This window comes from Streptomyces sp. NPDC058683, assembly GCF_042716195.1.
GTDB lineage: Bacteria > Actinomycetota > Actinomycetes > Streptomycetales > Streptomycetaceae > Streptomyces.
Map to the genome: position 1 here is coordinate 21504 of NZ_JBHXSK010000074.1, position 26636 is coordinate 48139.

The following is a 26636-nucleotide window of genomic DNA, read 5'->3' on the forward strand; positions in this document are numbered from 1 at the left end:
GCCGGAGAGTCCTGGGGGACTCTCCGGCGCCGGGTGTGTGTCTTTTCGGGCCCGGCCTCCCGACCGACCGAGCCGGGTGGCGGCCGGGCATAGGCTTCGGGGGTCCAGGGGGCGGAGCCCCTGGTACGGCTGCCGAGACGCGCGGTGCCGCACAGGGCGACGGAGGTTATCCACAGCCCCGGCACACACCGACGCGTCGTCGTACGCTGGAGACCCCCCGGTCGCAGCCCGCGCCGGGCACTTCGCGTTGCCCACCCCTGGACGAAAGCCGCCTGAATGAGCCTGCACGGTCTGCTCGACGCCGTCGTCAAGGACGCCGCACTCGCGGAAGCGATCAAGGCGGCCGCGGACGGCAACCGCATGCACGTCGACCTGGTCGGCCCCCCTGCGGCCCGCCCCCTCGCGGTCGCCGCCCTGGCCCGCGAGGCCGGCCGGCCCGTGCTCGCGGTCACCGCCACCGGCCGCGAGGCCGAGGACCTGGCCGCCGCCCTGCGCACCCTGCTGCCCTCCGAGGGCGTCGTGGAGTACCCCTCGTGGGAGACGCTCCCGCACGAGCGGCTCAGCCCCCGCAGCGACACCGTCGGCCGCCGCCTCGCCGTACTGCGCCGCCTCGCCCACCCGAGCTCCGACGACCCCGAGACCGGCCCGGTCTCCGTCGTCGTCTCGCCCGTACGGTCCGTGCTCCAGCCGCAGGTCAAGGGTCTCGGCGACCTGGAGCCGGTGGCGCTGCGCAGCGGGCAGAGCGCCGATCTGAACGACATCGTGGAAGCCCTCGCGGCCGCCGCCTACGCGCGCGTGGAGCTCGTCGAGAAGCGCGGCGAGTTCGCCGTGCGCGGCGGCATCCTGGACGTGTTCCCGCCCACCGAGGAACACCCCCTGCGCGTCGAGTTCTGGGGCGACGACGTCGAGGAGATCCGCTACTTCAAGGTCGCCGACCAGCGCTCCCTGGAGGTCGCCGAGCACGGCCTGTGGGCGCCGCCCTGCCGCGAGCTGCTGCTCACCGACGACGTCCGGGCACGCGCGCGTGCCCTCGCCGAACAGCACCCGGAGCTGGGCGAGCTGCTGAACAAGATCGCCGAGGGGATCGCGGTCGAGGGCATGGAGTCCCTCGCCCCGGTCCTGGTCGACGACATGGAGCTGCTGCTCGACGTGCTGCCCAAGGGCGCGATGGCCGTCGTCTGCGACCCGGAGCGGGTCCGCACGCGCGCCGCCGACCTGGTGGCCACGAGCCAGGAGTTCCTGCAGGCCTCCTGGGCGGCCACCGCGGGCGGCGGCGAGGCGCCCATCGACGTCGGCGCGGCCTCCCTGTGGTCCATCGCGGACGTCCGCGACCGGGCGCGCGAGCGGGACATGATGTGGTGGTCGGTGTCGCCGTTCGCCGCCGACGAGGAGCTGTCCGCCGACACCCTCAAGCTCGGCATGCACGCCCCGGAGACCTACCGCGGCGACACCGCCAAGGCCCTCGCCGACACCAAGGGCTGGCTCGCCGACGGCTGGCGCACGGTGTACGTGACCGAGGGCCACGGCCCCGCCTCCCGCACCGTCGAGGTGCTCGGCGGCGAGGGCATCGCGGCCCGCCTCGACGTCGACCTGGGCGAGCTGAGCCCCTCGGTCGTGCACGTGGCGTGCGGCTCGATCGACTACGGCTTCGTCGACCCGGCGCTCAGACTCGCCGTGCTCACCGAGACCGACCTGTCCGGCCAGAAGGCGGCCGGCAAGGATGGTGCCCGGATGCCGGCCCGCCGCCGCAAGACCATCGACCCGCTCACCCTGGAGGCGGGCGACTACATCGTCCACGAGCAGCACGGCGTCGGCCGCTACATCGAGATGGTGCAGCGCACCGTCCAGGGCGCCACCCGTGAGTATTTGGTCGTCGAGTACGCCCCCGCCAAGCGCGGCCAGCCCGGCGACCGGCTGTACATCCCGACCGACCAGCTGGAGCAGATCACCAAGTACGTCGGCGGCGAGGCGCCCACCCTGCACCGCCTGGGCGGCGCGGACTGGACGAAGACCAAGGCGCGCGCCAAGAAGGCCGTCAAGGAGATCGCCGCCGACCTGATCAAGCTCTACAGCGCGCGCATGGCCGCCCCCGGCCACGCCTTCGCCGGCGACTCGCCCTGGCAGCGCGAGCTGGAGGACGCCTTCCCGTACGCGGAGACCCCCGACCAGCTGACCACCATCGCCGAGGTCAAGGACGACATGGAGAAGTCGGTCCCCATGGACCGCCTGATCTGCGGCGACGTCGGCTACGGCAAGACCGAGATCGCCGTCCGGGCCGCCTTCAAGGCCGTACAGGACGGCAAGCAGGTCGCCGTCCTCGTGCCCACCACCCTGCTGGTGCAGCAGCACTTCGGGACGTTCTCCGAGCGGTACTCGCAGTTCCCGGTGAGCGTGAAGGCGCTCTCCCGCTTCCAGACCGACACCGAGGCCAAGGCGACCCTGGAAGGCCTCAAGGAGGGTGCGGTCGACGTCGTCATCGGCACCCACCGGCTGTTCTCCTCGGAGACCAAGTTCAAGGACCTCGGGCTGGTCGTCGTCGACGAGGAGCAGCGCTTCGGCGTCGAGCACAAGGAGCAGCTGAAGAAGCTCCGCGCCAACGTCGACGTGCTGACCATGTCCGCGACCCCGATCCCGCGCACCCTGGAGATGGCGGTCACCGGCATCCGCGAGATGTCCACGATCACCACCCCGCCGGAGGAGCGGCACCCGGTACTCACCTTCGTCGGCCCCTACGAGGAGAAGCAGATCGGCGCCGCCATCCGCCGCGAACTGCTGCGCGAGGGCCAGGTCTTCTACATCCACAACCGGGTCGAGTCCATCGACCGCGCGGCCTCCCGCCTCCGCGAGATCGTCCCCGAGGCGCGGATCGCCACCGCCCACGGCCAGATGTCGGAGTCGGCGCTGGAACAGGTCGTCGTCGACTTCTGGGAGAAGAAGTTCGACGTCCTCGTCTCCACGACGATCGTCGAGTCCGGCATCGACATCTCCAACGCCAACACCCTGATCGTCGAACGCGGCGACACCTTCGGCCTGTCCCAGCTGCACCAGCTGCGCGGCCGCGTCGGCCGCGGGCGGGAGCGCGGGTACGCGTACTTCCTGTACCCGCCGGAGAAGCCGCTCACCGAGACCGCGCACGAACGGCTCGCCACCATCGCCCAGCACACCGAGATGGGCGCCGGCATGTACGTGGCGATGAAGGACCTGGAGATCCGCGGCGCCGGCAACCTGCTCGGCGGCGAGCAGTCCGGGCACATCGCGGGCGTCGGCTTCGACCTGTACGTCCGGATGGTCGGCGAGGCCGTCGCGGACTACCGGCGGCAGCTGGAGGCGGGGGAGCCCTCGGGAGGATGGGAGGAGCCGCCCCTGGAGGTCAAGATCGAACTGCCCGTCGACGCGCACGTCCCGCACGACTACGCGCCCGGCGAGCGGCTGCGCCTCCAGGCCTACCGGTCCATCGCCTCCGCCAACACCGAGGAGGACGTCAAGGCGGTCCGCGAGGAACTCACCGACCGCTACGGCAAGCTGCCCGAGCCGGTGGAGAACCTGCTCCTGGTCGCCGGGCTGCGGATGCTCGCCCGCGCGTGCGGGGTCGGCGAGATCGTGCTCCAGGGCACCAACATCCGCTTCGCTCCGGTCGAGTTGCGCGAATCGCAGGAGCTGCGGGTCAAGCGTCTGTACCCGGGGACCGTCATCAAGCCGGCCGCCCACCAGGTGCTGGTGCCCCGCCCGAAGACCGCGAAGGTGGGTGGAAAGCCGCTGGTGGGACGGGAGTTGCTGGGCTGGGTCGGCGAGTTCCTGGCGTCGGTGCTGGGGTCGTAGGACCGCCGGTCCCGGGACCGCGGGACCGCTGAGGCGCGGCTTTTGCCGGATTCCTTGACACTGGCCGCGCCCACTCCCCATCGTTGACGCATCGGCGCCTGCCAGGCGCCCCGTTCATTCCCAGGGGGAGGAATGAACAGCGTCGTCTTCGGCAATCTCGGCGTCACACTCACCGACCGGCACGGCGCCCGCGTCACGCGCCTGCCACTGCGCCCGCCCGGCCCGGGGCTCGTCCGGCTCCCGCACGGACCGGGAGCGGGCCCGCCGCCGTACCTCGTGGGCCGCGGGGACCAGCTCGACCTGGTGCACGGAGCGATCCGCGAGCGCGGGGCGGTCGAGTTCACCGGGCCCTGCGGGGCGGGCAAGACCACCCTCCTGAGAAACGCGGCGGCCCTCGGCGGCACCTACACGCGCGTGGGCCGCACCGAACTGGAGGACCTGCTCCAGGACCTGATGCGCCAGTTCTACGTCTACCCCGGCCCGGACGGCACCCGGCTCTCCACCCAGGAGTGCGCCCAGGCGCTCGGCAACGTCCAGGGAACCGTCGTGCTCGACGACGTGCCCTACGGCCCGCAACACCTCGCGTACCTGCGGCGGGTGCTGCCGGGCTGTGCGCTGCTGACCGGCACCGACACCCCGGCGCTCGGCCCGCTCGGGACCTCGCGCGCGCTGCCGGGACTGACGCAGGCCCCGGCCCTCGCCCTGCTCTCGCGTGAACTGGGCCGCTTCATACCCGACACGGAACAGGACGCCGTACGACGGCTGGTGGCCGCCGTCGGCGGACAGCCGCTGGCGCTGCGGCAGGCGGCCGCCCTCGTCCGCCTGGACGGGCGCACCTTCGCCGACCTCGCCACCCGCGCCGAATCCGACCCGGCGGTCCTGGACGAACTGAGCATCTCGGCCGTGGGCCCCCAGGCCAAACGGGCGCTGGCGGTGCTCACCCTGGTCGGCGGCGTCCTGCTGCCCACCGGCCTGCTCGCCCAGATGGCCGACATCGCGTACGTCGCCGAGACCCTGGAGACGCTGGCCGCGCGCGGCCTGGCCGAACAGCGCGAGGACCGCTTCGGGTTACCGGTCTGCAAGTCCGAGCCCTACCGGCGGATCCTCTACCGCTCCATCGGACTCGCCTCCGCCGTGCGCTCGCTGGCCGCCTGGCTCGCCTCCGGCGATCCGGCGGGCGAGGAGGCGCGCGGGGCCGCCGAGGCGGCGCTCGGCCTGCTCGGCATCGCCGCCGAACGGCGCGAGTGGCAGACGGCCGTCGAGATCGTCACCGTCCTCGAACGCGTGCTCTTCGTGCAGGGGCACTGGCAGGCCTGGCAGGAGACCCTCGCGCAGGGCATCACGGCGGCGCAGGCGGTCGGCGACCGGGCCGCCGAGGCGTACTTCACCCATCAGCAGGGCGTCCAGCACTTCCTGCACGACCGCACCGAGCACGCCCGGCGCCTGCTCCGGCGCGCGCTCGACCTGCGCACCCAGCTGGGCGACACGGCGGGCGCGGCGGTCACCGCCGCCAACCTCGCCCTCCTGGAAGCCATCCCGCCGGCACCGTCGCCGCCCGCTCCGCCGAGGAGGCAGGAGCCCTGGCGGCGGGTGCTGACCGCGGTCGCCGCGGTGGTGGCGGTCCTGGTGATCGGCACGGTGATCGGGCGGGCGCTGGGGGGCGCGGGCGGCGGGGACGGCCCCTCGGGAGCGTCCTCCGGGTCCACGGTGGACGGCGGGACGGGCGGCGGGGCGGTGGGCGGTGACACGGCGGCCGGCGGGACGAGCAGCGGGACGAACGAGGGGACGAGCGAGGGGACGAGTGACGGGACGGCCAGCGGCACGAGCCGGGGTACGAGTCTCGGTACGACCGTGGGGCAGACCACGAACGGGCGCACCACGACGGGCCAGACGACTTCCGGCAATGGCGGCAAGCCCCTGACGCTCGCCGCGCCCCTGGTCAGCCCGTCCGCGCAGGACTTCGGCCTGGTGCACGTCGAACCGGCCGAGAACCCGGCGGAGTTCGACTTCACCGTCACCAATCCCAACACCCAGCCCATCGAACTCGGTTCCGTCGCCGCGCCGCTGGACTCGGGGTTCGCGGCGATCGGCAGTACCTGCCCGGACCGGCTCGCCGCCCAGGCCACGTGCACGGTGACCGTCGAGTTCTCACCGCCCAGGACGGGGTCCGCGAGCGGCGCCCTGACGGTCACCTCGGGGAAGAACACCGTCACGGCCGCCCTGACCGGCACCGGGTACGTCCACCTCGCGGTCGCCGTCGTGGGCGCGTCCGACCGGCGCGTCACCATCGGCGGGGTTCCCGCCGGCGCGGCCTGCGACGGCCCGGCCGACACGTGGAACTGCGAGTTCGACGTCACGACCGAGGCGGTGTCCCTGACCGCGACCATCAGCGACGCCGGCTTCTCCTTCAAGGGGTGGTCGAGCCCCTGCACCGGCGTCTACAACCCCTGCACACCGGACCTCGCCGTCGACGCGACCGCCACGGCGACCTTCGGTCCACCGATCCTGCGCTGACCGCAGCACTGCGCCCGCTTCAGACGGTTTGGCGCGCCGCGGACCGGCAAGGCGTGCGGTACGGCGTGCGGCCGTGGCGTGGTGTGAGCGGGCGCGAAGGCGTACCGCTCGGGCTTCTCCCGGTACGTCAAAGCGGTTCCGATAAGGGGGAGTTAGTTGTTTTTAACCCTTTTTGGTCCCATTCGGCGTGAACCGTGCGACGGCTACCGTGAGCCAGGAGAGATCCGCCCACGTGGAGGCGGAAAAAAGAAGAGGGGGCGCACGTGACGCGTCTGAGGGGCGGGGCGGTCATCGCTGTCGTCGTGATCTTCGCCGTGGCCGGCTGCAAGGACCTGGAGGACAAGGGGAGCCCGGGAGCCCAGGGCACGGGCGGCGGGGGAGCGGCGCTGACCGCCGCCGAAGCGCTGACCGTCAAGGGCCGGGCGCCGAAGACCGGTTACACCCGGGAGAAGTTCGGCTCCGCCTGGGCGGACACCGACTCCAACTCCTGCGACACCCGGGACGACATACTCAAGCGCGACCTCAAGGAGGTGAAGTTCACCGACGGCGACTGCAAGGTCTCCTCCGGCGTGCTGGACCCGGACCCCTACTCCGGCAAGGACATCACCTACAAGCGCGGCCGCAGTCTGGTCGACATCGACCACCTCGTCGCCCTCTCGGACGCCTGGCAGAAGGGCGCCAAGTACTGGGACGCCAGCAAGCGCATAGCCCTGGCCAACGACCCGCTCAACCTGCTGGCCGTCGACGCGAGCGCCAACCGCGGCAAGGGCGACGGCGACACGGCCACCTGGCTGCCGTCCGACAAGGCCTACCGCTGCACCTACGTCGCCGCGCAGGTGGCCGTGAAGAAGAAGTACGGCCTGTGGGTCACCGCCGCCGAGAAGGCCGCGATGAAGAAGGTCCTCGTCACCTGTCCCGGCCAGAAGCTCCCCGCGGGCGGCAACCCGACCAAGGCGCCGTCCCGGTTCAAGGCCCACTGACGCGACGGCTTGCGCATCGGCGCCGCGACGAAACCGTTCGGCACCGCGGGCGCCGTCGAGGTACCCGGCGCGCACACCCCGGTTCGCTGTGAACCGGGGTGCACGCGTGCGCGCCGTGCGCGCCGTGCCCGACGCGTGGACGCGCCCGCCGCTCTGACCCCGCACGCCACACCACTCGGCGCGCGCCTCCCGGTGCACGCCGACTCCCCTGGTGCGCGCGTCCGCGCCCGCGCGCACCACCCGCCCGCGAGACCCCTTTCGACGGCCCGCGCCGGGGCGTGGGCGTCCGCTTGCCGCACTCGGCACACAACGGTTCGATACAACCCGGACCGCGCGTCGGTGTCGGGCCATATGCTCGAAGCGACCACCGCGCGACCGGTGTTGTCCGCAAGCGGACGCACCGGACGGGCACGTACGCCCTATTTCAGGCAATACAGGAGCGATCATGCAAGGCCAGGGCCATGCGCAGCCGGTGCAGCGGCCGCCGCACGACGCGGTACTGGTCCTGTTGCGCGTGGTGTTCGTGGCGATGGGAGTGTTCAGCGTCGGCTTCCTGGCCTGGGCGATGATGCTGCGGCTGGCCGTGGTGACCCGCAGATCGGCGGACTACGGCCTACTGGTGGCGGTGGCCGCGGCCGACATCCTCAGCATCGTGCTGCTGGCCACCGAACCCGGCGACGACGTGCACACGGCCGGCGGTTATCTGGGGATCACGCTGCTGTTCGGCACGCTCCTGGCCACGATCGTCTACTACCTCGCCGCCGACGTACGCCACTTCCAGCGGCAGCGCGAGGCGTACGCCGCGCAGACGGCGGCGCAGGCGTACGGCTACCCGCCCCCCGCCTCCCCGTACACCACGGCGACGACGCCCCTGGGCACCCCGCCCCCGCACACCGTGCCCCCGGTTCCCCGGCCGCCGCACTCCCCGTCCCCGATACCCGCGCCGCCCCAGCGTCCGGCGCCCGCGCGGATCGAGCAGGTGCGTGCCGAGCTGGACGAGCTCAGTGACTATCTGCGCAAGCACGACGGCCGCGACGAGGGCGGAAGGTGACCGTGGCGACAGGACGAGTCGTCGCCGACCGCTACCAGCTGTCCACGCTCATCGGGCAGGGCGGCATGGGCCAGGTCTGGACGGCATACGACCAGCGGCTCGACCGGCGCGTGGCGGTGAAGCTGCTGCGCCCCGACAAGGTGGCGGGCGCGGACGCCGACGAACTGCGCCGCCGGTTCCTGCGGGAGTGCCGGGTGACCGCGCAGGTCGACCACCCCGGCCTGGTCACCGTGCACGACGCGGGCACCGAGGGCGAGGAGCTGTTCCTCGTCATGCAGTACGTGGACGGCACCGACCTCGCCGGGCACCTCGCGGAGCACGATCCGTACCCGTGGCCGTGGGCGGTCGCGGTGGCCGCGCAGCTGTGCGCCGTGCTGAGCGCCGTGCACGCCGTGCCGATCGTCCACCGCGACCTCAAGCCGCGCAACCTGATGGTCAAGCAGGACGGCACCATCACCGTCCTGGACCTCGGTGTCGCCTCCGTGATGGACACCGACACCACCCGCCTCACCCACACCGGCACCCCCATCGGCTCGCCCGCCTACATGGCGCCCGAGCAGGCGATGGGCGGCGCGGTCGGCCCGTACACGGACCTGTACGCGCTCGGGGTGCTGCTGCACGAACTGCTCAGCGGGGAGGTGCCGTTCGCCGGCTCCACCTCGCTCGGCGTGCTGCACCGGCATCTGTACGAGCAGCCGGTGCCGGTGCGCCGGCTCCGCCCCGAGGTGCCCGAGCCGCTGGAGGGGCTCGTGCTGCGGCTGCTCGCCAAGGACGCGCAGCACCGGCCCGGCTCGGCGCAGGAGGTGTACGAGAACCTCGTCCCGCTCCTGCCCCCGCGTGGCATGCACACTGGGGCGCCCCTGGACCCCACGCGCCCCTTCCTGCGCCCGCACGCCCCCTGGCCGGACCGCGCGCGGATGCCCGCGCCCCAGCCCGCCGCCCCCGTGGCCGCCGCCCCCGGAAGACCCGAGGTCGCCGCGGCCGTCGACGAGGTCAAGCGGCTGCTCGGGGAGGGGCGCATCACGCAGGCCGTCGACATCCTGGGCGCGATCCTGCCGGTCGCCGCCGACCAGCACGGCGAGCGCTCCACGGTCGTACGCACCCTGCGCAAGCAGTACGCGGCCACCCTGATGGACGACGGCCAGTACCGGCGCGCGCTGCCCGAACTGCGCCGGCTCGCCGACGAACGCGCCGCCGAGGCCGGCCAGGCCGACCCGCAGTCCCTGCGCTTCCGCTACGAGACCGCCCAGTGCCTGGAACAGCTCGGCGAACCGGCCGCGGCGCTCGCCGAGTACCGCGCGCTGCTGCCGTACTACGAGAACCAGTACGTGTCCGGGGATCCGCAGCTCGCGCACGACGTGCGCCGCCGGATGGGGCATCTGCTGCTCGCGCTCGGCGACCGGCCGGCCGCGCAGGACACGCTCACCCGGCTGCTGTTCGACGTGGAACGGCTGCACGGGCCCGGTCATCCCATGGCGGGCGAGGTCCGGCGGACGCTGCAGTGGCTGGGGCAGGTGCGGCGTTAGCCCTCGCGACCGGCAGGCCGTGGTCCTGCTCCCTCGATTCTTCTTGCACAATGACTCTTCTTGACAGTGCACACACAAGGGTGGGGTTCCGCATGTCCAGCCATCGGCAGTCGAAGAAGCGCAGATACATCGCCTGGGGCGTCGCGGGGGCCGCGGTCGTCGCCGGGGCCGGGATCGCCGCGCAGGCCTCCATGGCGGCCACCACCTGGCCCGCGCAGAAGACGTACACCGGCCGCGCCTTCGACACCTGCACCGCGCCCTCGTCGGCCGCGATGAAGGCCTGGCACGGCGGCCTCTACGGCGCCGCCGCCGTCTACATCGGCGGCAAGAACCGCGGCTGTGCCCAGCCCAACCTCACCGCCTCCTGGGTCAAGTCCGTCTCCGCGATGGGCTGGAAGCTCATCCCGCTCTACGTCGGCGCCCAGCCGTCCTGCCAGAGCGGCTCCAACCCGGAGAAGATGACAGCCGCCAACGCCGCCTCCCTCGGCACGAGCGACGCCACCGACGCGGTCGCCAAGGCCGCCGCCCTCGGCATGAAGGCGGGCAGCCCGATCTACCTGGACATGGAGGCCTACGACACGACGAACACGGCGTGCAACAACGCCGTGCTCACCTATGTGCGCGCCTTCGACAAGCAGCTGCACGCGAAGACGTACCGCGCGGGCTTCTACGGCTTCACCAGCTCCAGTGCCAAGGCGATCGCGAACGCCAAGGACAAGACGGACCTGCCGGGCAACCTCTGGTACGCGCTGTGGGACAAGAACAACACCACCACGGCGGACTGGCCGTTCGGCGCGACCCAGTTCACCGGGCACAGCCGGGCGCACCAGTACATGGTGAACAGCAAGGAGACGCGCGGCGGTTACACGATCACCGTGGACCGTGACGCGTGGGACGCCCCGGTGGCGATCACGGGCTGAGCGCCGGGCGCCCCGCGAAAACCCGCGGACCGACCCGCAAACCCTTCCGGGGGGTGGCGCGGCGGTGCCGGATGCGCGTGTGAATCGTTGGTCGAATGGGTTGGCCAGAGCTTGCCCACTGCCTACCATCGATCACCGCAAGACTTTGTGCACCGCCGCACAATCTCCTCGGGAGGCATCCTTGCACCGCCGCCGTCGCACCGCGCTCGTCCTGTCCGCCGCGATCGCCACCGCGGCCCCCTTCCTCACCGCCTGCGGAAGCGACGCGCACCCGGGCGCGGCGGCCGTCGTCGGCGGCCAGCGGATCACCGTCGCCCAGCTGGAGACCCGGGTGAACGAGGTGCGCCAGGCGCAGCGTTCCGCGGTGCCGGACGAGCAGCAGTACCAGCAGGTCCTCGCCGCCACCAGCAGCCTCACCCGGGACACCCTGCACAACATGGTCCTCGACCAGGTGCTGCACCGGGCCGCCCAGGACGCGGGCATCAGCGTCACCCGCAAGGAGATCCAGCAGATGCGCACCGGCCTCGAACAGCAGGCCGGCGGCTCCAAGGCGCTCCAGAACGCCTGGCTCCAGAAGTACGGCATCGCCCCCAAGCGCCTGGACGACAACCTCCGCCTCCAGCTGGAGGCCCAGAAACTCGCCCAGCAGCTCGGCACCGACACCACCCAGCCCGTCTTCTGGAAGGCCCTGTCCAAGGCGTCCCAGGAACTCCACGTCGACCTCAACCCCCGCTACGGCGCCTGGGACGTCCAGAAGAGCAGCCGGGTGGACGCGAAGACGCCGTGGGTCCGGGAGGTCACGTCGTCGGGGACACAGACGACGGCGTAGGGCGGGCGACGGCGCAGGACAGGCGACGGCGCAGGACAGGCGACGGCGTAGGGCGGGCCGGATCGACGGGCAGAGTGTGGCGGGCGGGGCCGACGCAAGTGGTCATACGATCACTTGATCATCCCCACCCTGTGGACAACGCCCGAGGCCGGCGGCGTGGGTGCGTTACGTTCGGATCGTGAACACCACCAGCCCGGAACCCACGCCCACCACCCCGGACCCCCCTGCCGCTCCCCGGCCCGCCGACGGCCCCGACACCGGCCGGATCATCCTCCTCACCACCAGCCACCGCGTCGCCCCCGGCCTGCTGTCCTGGCCCGCCTGGCAGGCGCTGCGCTCGGCGGACCGCGTGCTGTGCGCGGACGGCGCGCATCCGCAGCTGCCGTATCTGCGGGAGGCCGGGACAGTCGTGGACGAGGCCGCCCCCACCGCCCAGGAGCTGGTCGACGCCTGCGCCGGCGGGCGGACGGTGGTGGTCGTGGCGACGGGCGAGGGCGAGCCGGCCCTCACGGACGGCCTGGCCCGCCTCGCCGGCTCCGGCCGTGCCGCCATGCCCGACCTGGAGCTGCTCCCCGCCTCCTACGACCTGCCCGGCGCCCGCCTCCTCGACCTCGTCCAGGTCATGGACCGCATCCGCGCCGAGTGCCCCTGGTCGTCCCGGAAGACCCACGAGGGACTGGCGAAGTACGCCATCGAGGAGGCGTACGAGCTGGTCGAGGCCATCGAGGACGGTGACCGCGACGATCTGCGGGAGGAGCTGGGGGACGTCCTGCTCCAGGTGGTCTTCCACGCCCGCATCGCCGAGGAGGACCCGGACGCCCCCTTCTCGATCGACGATGTGGCGGGCGGCATCGTCGCGAAGCTCATCCGCCGCCACCCGCACGTCTTCGGCGACGAGACCGCCTCGACACCGGAGGAGGTCAAGGAGCACTGGCTGCGCACGAAGGCGGCGGAGAAACGCCGGGACTCGGTGACCGACGGGATACCCCTCGGCCAGCCGGGCCTCGCGCTGGCGGCGAAGCTCTCCTCACGGGTGCGGACGGCCGGGCTGGAGGTGCCGCTGCCCAAGGTGGAGGGCATCGGGTACGACCTGCTCGCGCTGGCGGTACGGGCCGAGGCGGAAGGCGTCGACCCGGAGGCGGCACTGCGGGCGGCGGGCCGCGCCTACCGGGACGCGATCAGGGAGACGGAGGGCCACTGAGATCGTCCCGTCCGCACGGGGAGCGGCCGCGTTTGAGTACCGTGGCTCCAGCGACGCTCGGGCTCAAAGGGGGACGCGGTGGACACCGGGGTCGATGAACTGGCGAGGGCGGGCGCGCGGAGGGTTGTCCAGGGCCTGGCGGTTCTCAAGGAGGGCCCGCGGGCCCCGGCGATATCGGACTTCCCTTTCCTGCTCTGCCTTCTCGACGCTCCGGGAGGCAGCAGGATCGAGGGGCGTCTCGTCGTGGACTGGCACCGGCTCAGAAACCGCGGCAGCGCGGCGACGCGCGAGATCGAGACCAACTGGTTCCACCGCTTGCGGAACCGGCTGGACACGGACCCGCCGCGGGCCGCCCGACTGCGAGCCGCGCTGGAGGAGGACCACCGACGGCCGGACGCGGATACGGACGCCGATACGGACGCCGATACGGACGCCGATACGGACGCCGATACGGATGCGGATGCGGACGCGGATACGGACGCGCCCGAGGGGACCGGGGCGGCCGACTCCGAGGGGCCGGCGGATCCGGCGGCTTCACCCGCCCCCGACGGCCCGCAGAGCGCGGGCGACCACGTCGACTTCCGCAGCGGCACCTTCCAGGACCAGGTGGTGGGCGTGCAGCACCTCCATTACGGGACCGTGCCCGTGTCGATCGCCTGGCGTCCCGCGGACGAGGTCGCACCGCTGGAGTTCGGGGTCCGTCCGACGCGACGCGTGGCGGGACTGCCGGAGGTGCCGCCGTACATCCCGCGCGACTGCGACAAGCGGCTGCGCGCCGAACTGGACCATCCCGGTCTCGTCCTGATCCTGGGCGAACCGTACGTCGGCAAGTCGTACTCGGCATGGCACGGCGTCCAGTCCTTACCGGACCCCGTGCTCTACATCCCCGAGCCCGGCGAGGACCTGCGCGCACTCCTCACCGAGCCGGAAGGCGGCCACGGCCGGTCCGTCGTCTGGCTCGACGACCTCACCGACCACCTCGGCGACGGGCGGCTCGGCCCGCGGCTGCTGGGGCGGCTCACGACGCTCGGCGTGGTCGTCATCGGGACGATGCCGGCCGACGAGTACTACCGGCGCCGCGCCGGGACCGAACCGGGCGACCGGGTCGTGGCCATGGCACGCACCGTCGAGGTGCCACGGGAGTGGAGCGAGGCAGAGCTGCAGCGGCTGGCGGGCCACCGGCGTGATCCCCGCGCCTACCCGGCATTCCTGTGGAGCGGCCGCGAGGGTGCCGCCTCGTACTTCGCGATCGGGCATCTGCTCTTCGACGAGTGGCGCCGGATCGGCACCCAACTGGAGCACCCGGGCGGCCAGTTGCTGGTCAGGGCGGCGGTCGATCTCGCCCGGTGCGGAGTCACGGCGGCGGTGCCGGTCGCGCTGCTCCGGGCGGTCCGGCAGCGGTACGCGGCGGAGGAGCGCGAGCCGTTCGAGGAGGCGTTCGCCTGGGCGACGGCACCGTTGTTCGGTGTCTCGGGGCTGCTGGTGGAGGGCGACGAGAAGGGCACCTGGCGGGCGTACGGGGCGCTGGTGGCGGAGGCGCTGCGATCGGGGGACCTGGAGCCGGTGCCGGACGAGGTGTGGTGGACGCTGCTGGATGCGGCGGAGGCCGACGCCCCGTTCGACCGTGGGGCCGTCGTCGACGCGGCGCGGGCCGCACTGCAGCCGCGGTTCGAGGCGGGGGACACGGCGGCGATGTACGCCTTCGCCGGCCGGGCCGACGCGGAGGAGAGCGCGGAACTGTTGCGGCGGGCCGCCGAGGCCGGGCACCCGGAGGCGGCCGAGAAGCTGGCGATGCGGATGCTCGCAGCCGGGGACGAGGCGGCGGCGCTTCGATACCTGGAGGCGGCGGCGGAGGGCGGCAGCGTCTCGGCGGCCCGGGAGGCGGGGCTGCTGCACCGGGACCGCGCGGAGAGGTGGTTGCGGCGGGCGGCGGAGGCGGGGGACGGGGCGGCGGCACATCAGCTGGGGGACACGCTGATGGGGCGGGGCCACAGGACCGCAGCGCGACACTGGTACTTGCGGGCGTTCGACAAGGGCCATCAGGAAGTCGCCTTCGGCCTCGCCATCCTGTACCTCAGCGCAGGCGACCTCAATACCGCCGAGAGCTGGCTCCGTCGTGGCGTCGACCAGGGAGACGCGCGGGCGATGAACGGCCTGGCACTGCTGCTGCACCGCAGGGACAAGGACGACCCCGAATGGGAGGAGCTCTTCCGCCGGTCCGCCGCGGCAGGGTACGTCGGGGCCAGGGTGAACCTCGGAGGCCGTCTGATGGCGAAGGGGAGGGGGAGGGGGAAGGAGCAGGAGGCGGAAAGACTCTTCCGTGAGGCCGACGCCCTGGGGAGCAGCGAAGCCGCGTTCCAGATGGCCGGTCTGCTGGACCGCAGGGGAGCCGAGACGGAGGCGCTGCAGTGGTACCGAAGAGCTGCCGAGCGGGGCCACTACCTCGCGGAGCGGGCCTTGGCGGAGCGAGCCGTACCCCCGCAGCACGCACCGGATACCGTCAAGGAGTGACCCACCAGCCCGCCCCCGACGGCACCACCCGCCCCGACGGCACCATCCACCGCGACGGCACCATCCACCGCGACGGCACCATCCACCGCGACGGCGCCCCCGCCCCCGACCTCTTCACCTGGGAGTTCGCCGCCGACCCCTATCCCGCCTACGCCTGGCTCCGGGAGCACGCGCCCGTGCATCGCACCCGGCTTCCCAGCGGGGTCGAGGCCTGGCTGGTCACCCGCTACGCCGACGCCCGGCAGGCGCTCGCCGACCCCCGGCTGTCCAAGAACCCGGCGCATCACGACGAGCCCGCGCACGCGAAGGGGAAGACCGGGATCCCCGGGGAGCGCAAGGCCGAGCTGATGACGCATCTGCTGAACATCGACCCGCCGGACCACACCCGGCTGCGGCGGCTGGTCAGCAAGGCGTTCACGCCGCGCCGGGTGGCCGAGTTCGTGCCCCGGGTGCAGGAGCTGACCGACCGGCTCATCGACGGGTTCGCGGACCGGGGCGAGGCCGACCTCATCCACGAGTTCGCCTTCCCGCTGCCCATCTACGCCATCTGCGACCTGCTGGGCGTCCCGCGCGAGGACCAGGACGACTTCCGGGACTGGGCCGGGATGATGATCCGGCACGGCGGCGGGCCGCGGGGCGGGGTCGCGCGGTCCGTGAAGAAGATGCGCGGATATCTGGCCGAGCTGATCCACCGGAAGCGGGAGGCGCTGTCCGCCGAGCCGGCCCCCGGCGAGGACCTCATCTCCGGGCTCATCCGCGCCTCCGACCACGGCGAGCACCTCACCGAGAACGAGGCCGCCGCCATGGCCTTCATCCTGCTGTTCGCCGGCTTCGAGACGACGGTCAACCTCATCGGGAACGGGACGTACGCCCTGCTCACCCACCCGGAGCAGCGCCGTCGCCTCCAGGACTCCCTGGCCGCCGGCGAGCGCGGGCTGCTGGAGACCGGCGTGGAGGAACTCCTGCGCTACGACGGTCCGGTGGAGCTGGCCACCTGGCGGTTCGCCACCGAGCCGCTCGGCATCGGCGGGCAGCGCATCGCACCCGGCGACCCGGTCCTGGTCGTACTCGCCGCCGCGGACCGGGACCCGGAGCGGTTCGACGCGCCGGACACACTCGACCTGGCACGGCGGGACAACCAGCATCTCGGCTACGGCCACGGCATCCACTACTGCCTCGGCGCCCCGCTCGCCCGCCTGGAGGGGCAGACCGCGCTCGCCACGCTCCTCACCCGCCTCCCTGACCTGCGACTCGCGGTGCCGGAGAGCGAGTTGCGCTGGCGCGGCGGCCTCATCATGCGCGGACTGCGCACGCTCCCCGTGCAGTTCACCCCTGATGGCCGATGAGCCCCACCGGCACCCGCACGGCCCCCACCGACACCCGCTGACGCCTGCCCGGCCCTCCCCGCCGGCGCCCCGCACGGCCCTCCACCGGCGAAGATGACCGACGTTCAAGTCTGTGATCTTCACGTGATCTGCGCGGCATTAACTTGTGACAAGTGATCGTCTGCCTATACGTTCACCCATCAGTGCGGCGCCCCAGCGGGACCCGTCGCGCCGGTCACCGCTGTCGCTCGAAAGGTTTCCGCATGCTCTCCGGGAACGGTCGTCACCGTCGCCCCCGCCAGGCTCCGGCTCTCCTCGTCGCGGCCGGCGTGACCGGCTCGGCCATCGCCATCCCGCTCCTCGGCGCGGCGAGCGCCAACGCGGCCGACGGCAACACCTGGGACAGGGTGGCCGAGTGCGAGAGCGGCGGCTCCTGGAGCATGGACACCGGCACCGGCTACTACGGCGGCCTGCAGATGTCCCAGGAGGACTGGGACCAGTACGGCGGCCAGAAGTACGCCAGTACGCCGGACCAGGCGAGCCGTTCGCAGCAGATCGCCGTCGCCGAGAAGATCCTCGCCGACCAGGGCACCAAGCCCTGGCGGACCTGCGCCCTGCTCGCCGGACTCTCCTCGGACGACGCCTCGGTGAACGTCGACACGGGCCTCGACGGATCGGACGACACGTCCGGCTCCTCCGACTCGTCCTCCGGGCTGTCGGATTCGCCCTCTTCATCTGGTTCTTCGGATTCATCCGGTTCATCGGATTCCGGCTCGTCGGACACCTCGGGCACCACGGACTCCGGCTCCGCCACCCCGTCCCCGAGCGCGAGCGACGACTCCGGTACGGGCACCCCCGCCGACTCCACCAAGGCGGACAAGTCGGGCTCCAAGGGTTCAAGCGCCTCGAAGGCGAGCGAGAACCCCGTCGTGCCCGAAGCCGACGACTCGGACAATTCCTGGCAGACGGGCAGCTCTTGGGATCTGGTCGACACGGGGGCCGTCGGCAGCGGCGGCAAGCACCGTGGCGGCTCGGCGGACGAAAGCGTGACAAACGGTCAGAGTGTGACTTCTTCCGGCCGTCACGCCTCCCGGGATGCCGGCACCTACACCGTCCGGGACGGCGACACCCTCGCCTCCATCGCCGACTCCCTTGACCTCGACGGCGGATGGCGCGCGCTCTATGCCGCCAACAAGGCGGACATCGGCGCCGACCCGAACGACATCGCCCCCGGTCAGACCCTGAAACTCAGCAGCGAAACGGACTAAAAGTAGCGGGAGTTGGCGCCGCGGACCGCCCTACTTCGAAGTTAAATGTCCGTTTTGGTGAAAGTGTGGGATGAGTCTCAGAAGCCCTGATCATCTTTGAAATTCACCTGATCGCCTGTTTACGGTCAAGGCCGCTCGTCACCACGAGCCCCGGCCGTCGCAACGCCGAGTCCTGCCAGCGGCCACCCGGGAACAGTCGTCGCGTCAAGCGCCGTAGGCAGGAGCGGGGGACCCAAGGTAAGTGCCGGGACCGGTAGTTGAGGCTGCCGTGTCCGGCTCGGGGTGAAGCCGCGCACCGTGAGGTGCGTGGCCGGGCAACTCAACCGGCCCGAACCCGACAGCTCACCTCGCAGGCGTCGGTGAGGGGATCCACCATGCTGTTTTCCGGCAAGGGCAAGCACCGTCGTCCGTCCAAGGCCACCCGCGTCGCCGCGCTCGCCGGTGTCACCGGGGTCGCCATCGCCGCACCGCTGATGGCCTCCGGCACCGCTTCCGCCGCCACCGCCTCCGAGTGGGACGCCGTCGCCCAGTGCGAGTCCGGCGGCAACTGGGCCATCAACACCGGCAACGGCTACTACGGCGGTCTGCAGTTCTCCGCCTCCACCTGGGCCGCGTACGGCGGCACCCAGTACGCCGCGCAGGCCAACCAGGCCACCAAGGCGCAGCAGATCGAGATCGCCGAGAAGGTCCTCGGCGCGCAGGGCAAGGGTGCCTGGCCGGTCTGCGGCACGGGCCTGTCCGGCGCCGCCTACACCGGCAGCAGCGCCGGCTCCTCCAGCTCCTCGTCGAGCGGCAGCACCAGCAGCCGTACGACCGACACGCAGGCCGCCTCCCGCTCCGCCGAGCGTCCGGCCGCCAAGAAGACCGTCACCACCCCGACCGGCGAGAAGGTCAAGAAGGGCGACGGCGAGTACAAGGTCGTCAAGGGCGACACGCTCAGCTCGATCGCCGAGAAGCACAAGGTCAAGGGCGGCTGGCAGGCGCTGTTCAAGCTGAACAAGGGCATCGTCGACGACGCCGACTTCATCTTCCCGGGCCAGCAGCTGCACCTGAAGTAGGACGACGACGGGCCGCTCCCGAAGTCCTACGAAGTAGTACGCGGCGCCCAGCTGAACCACAGCGCCCACACAGCCGTGGTCCTCATAGTGAGGACCACGTGAGGGCCACCCCCGTCCCCCACGGGCCCCCGCCCCGGTGCGTTCTCCCCCGTACGCACCGGGGCGGGGTTTCTCTTTGCCGTCCTCCCGCGGCCCCCTCGCGGTCTTCTTCGTGACCCGCTCTTCTTCCGTTCTTCATCGGGACCCCCTTTGTTCCGCACGTGAACAATGAGTACCGTCTGTGTGTCCAAGGGTCGGTCGGTCGTGCCGGCCGACGGCCCCGGGACGGTTAGGCTCTAGTCGCAAGGCTGAGCAAGGGCCGACGAGGCCCGCGTGCGCCCGCACAACCAGCGTCACATCCCAAGAAGGAGATGCTCGTGCCGTCCATCGACGTCGTCGTAGCCCGGGAAATCCTGGACTCCCGAGGCAACCCCACGGTCGAGGTCGAGGTCGGCCTCGACGACGGCAGCACGGGTCGTGCCGCCGTCCCGTCCGGCGCCTCCACCGGTGCCTTCGAGGCCATCGAGCTCCGTGACGGCGACCCCAACCGCTACCTCGGCAAGGGTGTCGAGAAGGCCGTCCTCGCCGTGATCGAGCAGATCGGCCCGGAGCTGGTCGGCTACGACGCCACCGAGCAGCGCCTGATCGACCAGGCCATGTTCGACCTGGACGCCACCGACAACAAGGGCTCGCTCGGCGCCAACGCCATCCTCGGCGTCTCCCTCGCCGTCGCCCACGCCGCCTCCGAGGCCAGCGACCTCCCCCTCTTCCGCTACCTGGGCGGCCCCAACGCGCACCTGCTGCCGGTGCCGATGATGAACATCCTCAACGGCGGCTCGCACGCGGACTCCAACGTGGACATCCAGGAGTTCATGATCGCCCCGATCGGCGCGGAGTCCTTCTCCGAGGCGCTGCGCTGGGGTGCCGAGGTCTACCACACCCTCAAGAAGGTCCTGAAGTCGAAGGGCCTGTCCACCGGCCTCGGCGACGAGGGCGGCTTCGCCCCGAACCTGGAGTCCAACCGCGCCGCGCTCGACCTCATCCTGGAGGCGATCAAGCAGGCCGGTTACGTCCCCGGTGAGCAGATCGCCCTGGCGCTCGACGTCGCCGCGTCCGAGTTCTACAAGGACGGCAAGTACGAGTTCGAGGGCAAGTCCCGCTCGGCCGCCGAGATGACCGAGTACTACGAGGAGCTCGTCGCCGCGTACCCGCTGGTCTCCATCGAGGACCCGCTGTTCGAGGACGACTGGGCCGGCTGGAAGGTCCTCACCGACAAGCTGGGCGACAAGGTCCAGATCGTCGGCGACGACCTGTTCGTCACCAACCCGGAGCGCCTGGCCCGCGGCATCGAGGACGGCGCCGCCAACGCCCTGCTCGTCAAGGTGAACCAGATCGGCTCGCTCACCGAGACCCTGGACGCCGTCGAGCTGGCCCAGCGCAACGGCTTCAAGTGCATGATGTCGCACCGCTCCGGTGAGACCGAGGACGTCACCATCGCCGACCTCGCCGTCGCCACCAACTGCGGCCAGATCAAGACCGGCGCCCCGGCCCGCTCCGAGCGCGTCGCCAAGTACAACCAGCTGCTGCGCATCGAGGAGATCCTCGACGACGCCGCGGTGTACGCCGGCCGCAGCGCCTTCCCGCGCTTCAAGGGCTGACCCGCCAGGGGCCGCTGACCCGTTAAGGGTCAAGGCTGCGCCAGTCGTACGTACGTCCCCGTACCGGTCCCGTACCGTGTGCGGGGACGTACGCGCGTGTGAACGGGAGGCGGGGACATGGCCGTGAAGGACCGGGACCGGTTCTCCACCGCGACCAGGCTGAAGCTGCTCGGCGAGCAGACGGCGGCCCGGGTCTACCGCTCCCAGACCAAGCGGCAGGCCCGCCGCTCCCGGCTCACCGGCCGCGCCGCGCTGCTCGCGATCGTGCTGTGCACGATGATCGTCGCGCTCGCCTATCCGATGCGGCAGTACGTCTCCCAGCGTGCCGAGATCGCCGACCAGGAACGCCAGCAGGAGCAGGCCCGGCAGCGGGTCGAGCAGCTGCGGGACGTCAAGGCCCGGTGGCAGGACGACGCGTACGCCGAGCAGCAGATCCGGGAGCGGCTGCACTACGTGATGCCGGGGGAGACGGGGTACATCGTGATCGACCCCGCTGCCGCCAAGCAGGCGCACGCCTACCTCGGGGCGGCCGACCGGCCCTGGTACGCGAACGTCTGGGACGGCGTCGACAAGTCCGACGCGTCCGACCAGTGAACCGACAGAAAGCCACACAGAACACAGTCATGCAAACGCCTCCGCCCTCCACTCCGCGCACCGAGCCGACCGACGCCGACGTCGAGGCCTTCAAGCAGCAGCTCGGGCGGCCGCCGCGCGGGTTGCGGGCGATCGCGCACCGGTGCCCGTGCGGGCAGCCGGACGTCGTGGAGACCGCGCCGCGGCTGCCGGACGGCACGCCGTTCCCGACGCTGTACTACCTGACGTGCCCCAAGGCCGCGTCCGCCATCGGCACCCTGGAGGCCAACGGCGTGATGAAGGAGATGACGGCGCGGCTGGAGAGCGACCCGGAGCTGGCGGCGGCGTACCGGGCCGCGCACGAGGACTACATCCGGCGCCGGGACGAGATCGAGGAACTGACGGGGTTCCCGAGCGCCGGCGGGATGCCGGACCGGGTGAAGTGTCTCCACGTGCTGGTGGCGCACTCGCTGGCGGCGGGGCCCGGCGTGAACCCGCTCGGCGACGAGGCGATCGCCATGCTGCCCGAGTGGTGGGCCAAGGGCGCCTGCGTGGTCACCGGCGAGTGACGCGCCGTCCAGGGGGAGCCGCCCCCTGGGGTCCGTCCGCCCAGCACACCGCCCGGTCTCCCGAGAAGTCCCGAACAGAGAAGGAACGCCAGCCATGACCCGCGTCGCCGCCATCGATTGCGGTACCAACTCCATCCGGCTGCTCGTCGCCGACGCGAACCCGGAGACCGGGGAACTCGTCGACCTGGACCGGCGGATGGTGATCGTGCGGCTCGGCCAGGGGGTCGACCGGACCGGGCGGCTGGCGCCGGAGGCGCTGGCGCGGACCTTCGCCGCCTGCCGGGAGTACGCGGCCGTCATCAAGGAGTACGGGGCGGAGCGGCTGCGGTTCGTGGCCACCTCCGCCTCCCGGGACGCCGAGAACCGCGACGAGTTCGTGCGCGGGGTGCTGGACATCCTCGGCGTCGAGCCGGAGGTCATCAGCGGTGACCAGGAGGCCGAGTTCTCCTTCACGGGTGCGACGAAGGAGCTGACGGGCCGCGACGACCTCGCCAAGCCCTTCCTCGTCGTGGACATCGGCGGCGGCTCCACCGAGTTCGTCGTCGGGGACGAGCGGGTGCGGGCCGCGCGGTCCGTGGACGTCGGCTGCGTGCGGATGACCGAGCGGCACCTGGTGCACGAGGGGCACGTCAGCGACCCGCCCACCGAGACGGAGATCGCCGCCCTGCGGGCCGACATCGAGCGCGCCCTCGACCTCGCGGAGCGGACCGTGCCGCTGCGCGAGGCGCACACCCTGGTCGGCCTGGCCGGGTCGGTCACCACCCTCTCCGCCATCCACCAGGACCTGCCGGAGTACGACTCCGCCGCCATCCACCACTCCCGCATCCCCTACGCCCGGGTCCGGGAGATCACCGAGCGGCTGCTGGACTCCACCCACGCCGAGCGCGCCGCGATCCCCTCCATGCACCCCGGGCGCGTCGACGTCATCGGCGCAGGCGCCCTCGTCCTGCTGTCGATCATGGAACGGGTGGGCGCGACGGAGGTCGTGGTGAGCGAGCACGACATCCTGGACGGCATCGCCTGGTCCATCGCCTGACCCTCCACCCCGGCGACACCTGCTCCCACCACCCGGCCCGCAGGCGCCTGCTCTTCCCGACCGGCCCGCCCGCTCCTCCGGCCCGCCGGCACCTGCTCCTGCCGCCTGGTGTCGCCCGCGTCTTCCCCCCGCGCCTTCGCTGGCCCGCCCGCTCCTCCGGCCCACCGGCGCCTGCTCCTGCCTCCCGCCCCGCCCGCTCCCGCCTCCCGGCCCCTCGCGACCGGCCTCGCCGACCCCTCCTGGCCTGCCTCTCCCACCCCTTCCGGCCACCTCGCGCACCCCCTCCGACCACCTCGGATGAGCGTGTGGGGTGTCGGGTGAGCGGGGTTTGGGGGGTGTGACACGCCGTGCCACGACACCCCCTCCGGAAACTTCGTGAAGTTCTTCACAAGGAATTCGGCGCAGGTGGGGGGTACCGGGGGCCCCGTTGGCCCGTTCGGGGGCTCAACGGCCCCGAGCGCGTGCTCAGGAGGGCGTGTCGGGGGTGTTTCCGGAGGTGCTCGTGTGGGTGACATCCGGTGCCTCCGCGGTGCCCCCGGAAGCCTGGACGAGCAGCTCACGCGGCATTGACAACGGGTCGTATCGGAAGTGGGTTCCCGCCGCTGACCATGACCTGTGTCACGTGGGCGGCGGAGTGTAGCACGACCCCCGTGGAAGCTTGTGAAGGGGCGCACGAGCGGCCCCCCTGAGGCGGGTGGATACTCGATGCCATGAGCACCACGGAGCGTCCCAGGATCCTCGTAGTAGGCGGTGGGTACGTAGGCCTGTACGCAGCTCGGCGCATTCTCAAGAAGATGCGCTACGGCGAGGCGACCGTCACGGTCGTCGACCCCCGGTCGTACATGACCTACCAGCCCTTCCTCCCCGAAGCCGCCGCCGGCAGCATCTCCCCTCGGCATGTCGTCGTCCCGCTGCGGCGCGTGCTGCCGAAGGCGGAGGTCCTCACCGGCCGGGTCACCACCATCGACCAGGACCGCAAGGTCGCCACGATCGCCCCCCTGGTGGGCGAGTCGTACGAGCTGCCGTTCGACTACCTGGTCATCGCGCTCGGCGCGGTCTCCCGCACCTTCCCGATCCCCGGCCTCGCCGAACAGGGCATCGGCATGAAGGGCATCGAGGAGTCCATCGGCCTGCGCAACCACGTCCTGGAGCAGCTGGACAAGGCCGACTCCACGACCGACGAGGAGATCCGCCGCAAGGCGCTCACCTTCGTCTTCATCGGCGGCGGCTTCGCGGGCGCGGAGACCATCGGCGAGGTCGAGGACATGGCCCGCGACGCGGCGAAGTACTACAAGAACGTGTCCCGTGAGGACATGCGCTTCGTCCTCGTCGACGCCGCCGACAAGATCCTTCCCGAGGTCGGCCCCAAGCTCGGCCTGTACGGCAAGGAGCACCTGGAGAGCCGCGGTGTGGAGATCTACCTCTCCACCTCGATGGACTCCTGCGTCGACGGCCACGTCGTGCTGAAGAACGGCCTGGAGGTCGACTCCAACACGATCGTGTGGACCGCCGGCGTCAAGCCGAACCCGGCGCTCTCCCGCTTCGGTCTGCCGCTCGGCCCGCGCGGCCACGTGGACACCGCTCCCACCCTTCAGGTGCAGGGCACCGACTACATCTGGGCCGCGGGCGACAACGCCCAGGTGCCGGATGTCGCCGCCCGCAAGGCCGGTGTCGAGAACGCCTGGTGCCCGCCGAACGCGCAGCACGCGCTCCGTCAGGCCAAGGTCCTCGGCGACAACGTGGTCTCCGGTATGCGGGGCTTCCCGCAGAAGGAGTACAGCCACGCCAACAAGGGCGCGGTCGCGGGCCTGGGTCTGCACAAGGGCGTCGCGATGATCGTCCTGGGCAAGACGAAGATCAAGGTCAAGGGCCGTCTCGCCTGGTACATGCACCGTGGTTACCACGGTCTGGCGATGCCGACCTGGAACCGCAAGATCCGCATCTTCGCCGACTGGACGCTGGCCATGTTCCTCAAGCGCGAGGTCGTGTCCCTCGGTGCCATGGAGAACCCCCGCGAGGAGTTCTACGAGGCCGCCAAGCCGGCTCCGGTCGCCACCCCGAAGACCGAGGAGAAGGCCAAGGCCTCCTAGGTCAAGGCCCCCTGGGCCGAGGTCTCCTGACCAAGGTCCGACGGCCCCGGCCGCCGGTCACGAAATCACCCGAAGGACCTCCCGCCATCCGTGGTGCGGGAGGTCCTTCGGCGTTCCCGGGCACCCGGGCAACTGCATGGCGGCTACAGCTGTTTTGCCCAGTCGTAACTCCTTTGCGGGACTGCGCTGCTGCCCTCACGGTGTTTACGTGGTAACCGGCATCCGGGATCGTCGTCTTGGAGGTGTGCGCCATGGCCGACGCCGCGTCGCGGCTGAGGAGTGTTGCCGAGCAGGTGCTGGGAGTTCCGCTCCCGGTACGGCTGCGGGCCTGGGACGGATCACAGGCGGGACCGCCGGACGCCCCGGCGATAGTGATCCGCAACCGCCGTGCCCTGCGTTACATGCTGTTCAAGCCGGGTGAACTGGGCCTGGCCCGGGCCTGGGTCGCCGGTGATCTGGACATCGAGGGCGACCTGTACAGCGCCCTGGCGGCGATGTCCGGGCTGATCTGGGAGCGCGGGGAGGACGGCCGTACCCTCGCCCAGGCCCTGCGCGACCCCGAGGTGCGGGCCGCCGGCCGGGAGCTGCTGAAGCTCGCCGGACCGCCCGTCCCGCCCGCCCCGCCCCGCGAGGAGGTGCGCAGACGCCGCCATCTGCACACCCGCCGCAGTGACAAGCAGGCCATCAGCCACCACTACGACGTGGGGAACGACTTCTACGAGATCGTCCTCGGGCCGTCGATGGTCTACTCGTGCGCGTACTGGGAGGACGACGGGACCCTGGAGACCGCCCAGCGCGACAAGCTCGAACTCGTCTGCCGGAAGCTCGATCTGAAACCCGGTCAGCGGCTGCTCGACGTCGGCTGCGGCTGGGGCTCGATGGCGATCCACGCGGCCCGCGAGCACGGCGTGAGCGTCGTCGGGGTCACCCTCTCCCAGGAGCAGGCCGCGTACGCCCGTAAACGGGTCGCGGACGAGGGTCTGACGGACCGGGTGGAGATCAGGGTCCAGGACTACCGGGACGTCAGGGACGGGCCGTACGAGGCGATCTCGTCGATCGGGATGGCCGAGCACGTGGGCGCGGAGAAGTACCTGGACTACGCGAGCGACCTGTACGGCCTGCTGAAGCCGGGCGGACGGCTGCTCAACCACCAGATCGCGCGGCGGCCGCGGCGCGACGAGGAGACCTACCAGGTCGACCGGTTCATCGACGCCTACGTCTTCCCGGACGGGGAACTCGCCCCGATCGGTACCACCGTCACCCAGCTGGAGCGGGCCGGGTTCGAGGTGCGGGACGTGGAGTCCCTCCGCGAGCACTACGCCCGCACCCTGCGTCGGTGGGTGGTCAACCTGGAGGCCGACTGGACGCGGGCGGTACGGCTCGCCAGCCCCGGCCGGGCCCGCGTCTGGCTGCTGTACATGGCCGCCTCCGCGCTCGCCTTCGAACGCAACCGCATCGGCGTCAACCAGGTGCTGGCGGTCAGGACCCCCGAGTCGGGTGCGTCGGGGCTGCCGGTGCGCACCCGTACCTGGAACCGGTAACACCCCCCACCGGAACCAGCAGGACGGCGAAGGGGGGCCCCACCCACCCTGGGGGGGCCCCGCGCCCGCCCCCGCGACGAGGGCTTTATAGCCCCCACCCAATTAAGACCTGGCCCCCGCCCGGCCCG

The 26636-nt window shown here is 71.7% G+C and carries 18 protein-coding genes and 1 riboswitch; all 18 genes read left to right on the forward strand.

Features of this window, described 5'->3' with window-relative positions; all coding sequences use genetic code 11:
• The first annotated feature begins 276 nt into the window (after positions 1-276).
• Positions 277-3819 carry a transcription-repair coupling factor gene (gene mfd / locus ACFWXC_RS48140; RefSeq protein ID WP_384489772.1) on the forward strand — a complete coding sequence of 1181 codons (3543 nt, stop codon included), beginning with the start codon at positions 277-279 and terminating at the stop codon, positions 3817-3819.
• A 132-nt stretch (positions 3820-3951) separates the two neighbouring features.
• Positions 3952-6333, forward strand: a complete 2382-nt coding sequence (locus ACFWXC_RS48145; RefSeq protein WP_384489774.1) for a hypothetical protein — start codon at positions 3952-3954, stop codon at positions 6331-6333.
• A 263-nt stretch (positions 6334-6596) separates the two neighbouring features.
• Positions 6597-7313, forward strand: a complete 717-nt coding sequence (locus ACFWXC_RS48150; protein ID WP_384489776.1) for an HNH endonuclease family protein — start codon at positions 6597-6599, stop codon at positions 7311-7313.
• A 445-nt stretch (positions 7314-7758) separates the two neighbouring features.
• Positions 7759-8364 carry a hypothetical protein gene (locus ACFWXC_RS48155; RefSeq protein WP_384489778.1) on the forward strand — a complete coding sequence of 202 codons (606 nt, stop codon included), beginning with the start codon at positions 7759-7761 and terminating at the stop codon, positions 8362-8364.
• A gap of 38 nt (positions 8365-8402) precedes the next feature.
• Positions 8403-9890 (forward strand): protein kinase, encoded by a 1488-nt coding sequence (locus ACFWXC_RS48160; protein WP_384489803.1) that lies wholly within the window; start codon positions 8403-8405, stop codon positions 9888-9890.
• A gap of 92 nt (positions 9891-9982) precedes the next feature.
• Positions 9983-10810, forward strand: coding sequence for a glycoside hydrolase domain-containing protein (locus tag ACFWXC_RS48165; RefSeq protein ID WP_384489780.1), 828 nt, complete (start codon positions 9983-9985; stop codon positions 10808-10810).
• Between the two features lie 181 nt (positions 10811-10991).
• Positions 10992-11639, forward strand: a complete 648-nt coding sequence (locus tag ACFWXC_RS48170; RefSeq protein WP_384489782.1) for a SurA N-terminal domain-containing protein — start codon at positions 10992-10994, stop codon at positions 11637-11639.
• A gap of 178 nt (positions 11640-11817) precedes the next feature.
• Positions 11818-12840, forward strand: coding sequence for a nucleoside triphosphate pyrophosphohydrolase (locus ACFWXC_RS48175; protein WP_384489784.1), 1023 nt, complete (start codon positions 11818-11820; stop codon positions 12838-12840).
• A 78-nt stretch (positions 12841-12918) separates the two neighbouring features.
• Entirely contained in the window at positions 12919-15351 is a 2433-nt protein-coding gene (locus ACFWXC_RS48180) for a tetratricopeptide repeat protein (RefSeq protein WP_384489786.1), read from the forward strand.
• Positions 15352-15395: 44 nt separating this feature from the next.
• On the forward strand, positions 15396-16697 hold the full coding sequence (locus tag ACFWXC_RS48185; protein ID WP_384489805.1) for a cytochrome P450: 1302 nt from the start codon (positions 15396-15398) through the stop codon (positions 16695-16697).
• A 242-nt stretch (positions 16698-16939) separates the two neighbouring features.
• Positions 16940-17944, forward strand: a complete 1005-nt coding sequence (locus tag ACFWXC_RS48190; RefSeq protein ID WP_384489788.1) for a transglycosylase family protein — start codon at positions 16940-16942, stop codon at positions 17942-17944.
• Positions 17945-18143: 199 nt separating this feature from the next.
• Positions 18144-18315, forward strand: a riboswitch (cyclic di-AMP (ydaO/yuaA leader).
• A gap of 3 nt (positions 18316-18318) precedes the next feature.
• Positions 18319-19002 (forward strand): transglycosylase family protein, encoded by a 684-nt coding sequence (locus tag ACFWXC_RS48195; protein WP_384489790.1) that lies wholly within the window; start codon positions 18319-18321, stop codon positions 19000-19002.
• A 410-nt stretch (positions 19003-19412) separates the two neighbouring features.
• Positions 19413-20699 carry a phosphopyruvate hydratase gene (eno, locus tag ACFWXC_RS48200; RefSeq protein WP_351706579.1) on the forward strand — a complete coding sequence of 429 codons (1287 nt, stop codon included), beginning with the start codon at positions 19413-19415 and terminating at the stop codon, positions 20697-20699.
• 117 nt (positions 20700-20816) lie between these two features.
• Entirely contained in the window at positions 20817-21293 is a 477-nt protein-coding gene (locus tag ACFWXC_RS48205) for a septum formation initiator family protein (RefSeq protein ID WP_351738836.1), read from the forward strand.
• A 29-nt stretch (positions 21294-21322) separates the two neighbouring features.
• Entirely contained in the window at positions 21323-21841 is a 519-nt protein-coding gene (locus ACFWXC_RS48210) for a DUF501 domain-containing protein (RefSeq protein ID WP_384489793.1), read from the forward strand.
• Between the two features lie 94 nt (positions 21842-21935).
• Complete coding sequence (locus tag ACFWXC_RS48215) at positions 21936-22877, forward strand: exopolyphosphatase (protein WP_384489795.1); 942 nt, start codon at positions 21936-21938, stop codon at positions 22875-22877.
• A gap of 710 nt (positions 22878-23587) precedes the next feature.
• Positions 23588-24967, forward strand: coding sequence for an NAD(P)/FAD-dependent oxidoreductase (locus ACFWXC_RS48220; protein WP_384489797.1), 1380 nt, complete (start codon positions 23588-23590; stop codon positions 24965-24967).
• A 251-nt stretch (positions 24968-25218) separates the two neighbouring features.
• Positions 25219-26508, forward strand: a complete 1290-nt coding sequence (locus ACFWXC_RS48225) for a class I SAM-dependent methyltransferase (RefSeq protein WP_384489799.1) — start codon at positions 25219-25221, stop codon at positions 26506-26508.
• The last annotated feature ends 128 nt before the right edge of the window (positions 26509-26636 follow it).

Coding starts and splice junctions, on each gene's coding strand:
- mfd (WP_384489772.1), top strand. CDS start 277: ATGAGCCTGCACGGTCTGCTCGACGCCGTCGTCAAGGACGCCGCACTC.
- ACFWXC_RS48145 (WP_384489774.1), top strand. CDS start 3,952: ATGAACAGCGTCGTCTTCGGCAATCTCGGCGTCACACTCACCGACCGG.
- ACFWXC_RS48155 (WP_384489778.1), top strand. CDS start 7,759: ATGCAAGGCCAGGGCCATGCGCAGCCGGTGCAGCGGCCGCCGCACGAC.
- ACFWXC_RS48165 (WP_384489780.1), top strand. CDS start 9,983: ATGTCCAGCCATCGGCAGTCGAAGAAGCGCAGATACATCGCCTGGGGC.
- ACFWXC_RS48190 (WP_384489788.1), top strand. CDS start 16,940: ATGCTCTCCGGGAACGGTCGTCACCGTCGCCCCCGCCAGGCTCCGGCT.
- ACFWXC_RS48195 (WP_384489790.1), top strand. CDS start 18,319: ATGCTGTTTTCCGGCAAGGGCAAGCACCGTCGTCCGTCCAAGGCCACC.
- eno (WP_351706579.1), top strand. CDS start 19,413: ATGCTCGTGCCGTCCATCGACGTCGTCGTAGCCCGGGAAATCCTGGAC.
- ACFWXC_RS48205 (WP_351738836.1), top strand. CDS start 20,817: ATGGCCGTGAAGGACCGGGACCGGTTCTCCACCGCGACCAGGCTGAAG.
- ACFWXC_RS48210 (WP_384489793.1), top strand. CDS start 21,323: ATGCAAACGCCTCCGCCCTCCACTCCGCGCACCGAGCCGACCGACGCC.
- ACFWXC_RS48215 (WP_384489795.1), top strand. CDS start 21,936: ATGACCCGCGTCGCCGCCATCGATTGCGGTACCAACTCCATCCGGCTG.
- ACFWXC_RS48220 (WP_384489797.1), top strand. CDS start 23,588: ATGAGCACCACGGAGCGTCCCAGGATCCTCGTAGTAGGCGGTGGGTAC.
- ACFWXC_RS48225 (WP_384489799.1), top strand. CDS start 25,219: ATGGCCGACGCCGCGTCGCGGCTGAGGAGTGTTGCCGAGCAGGTGCTG.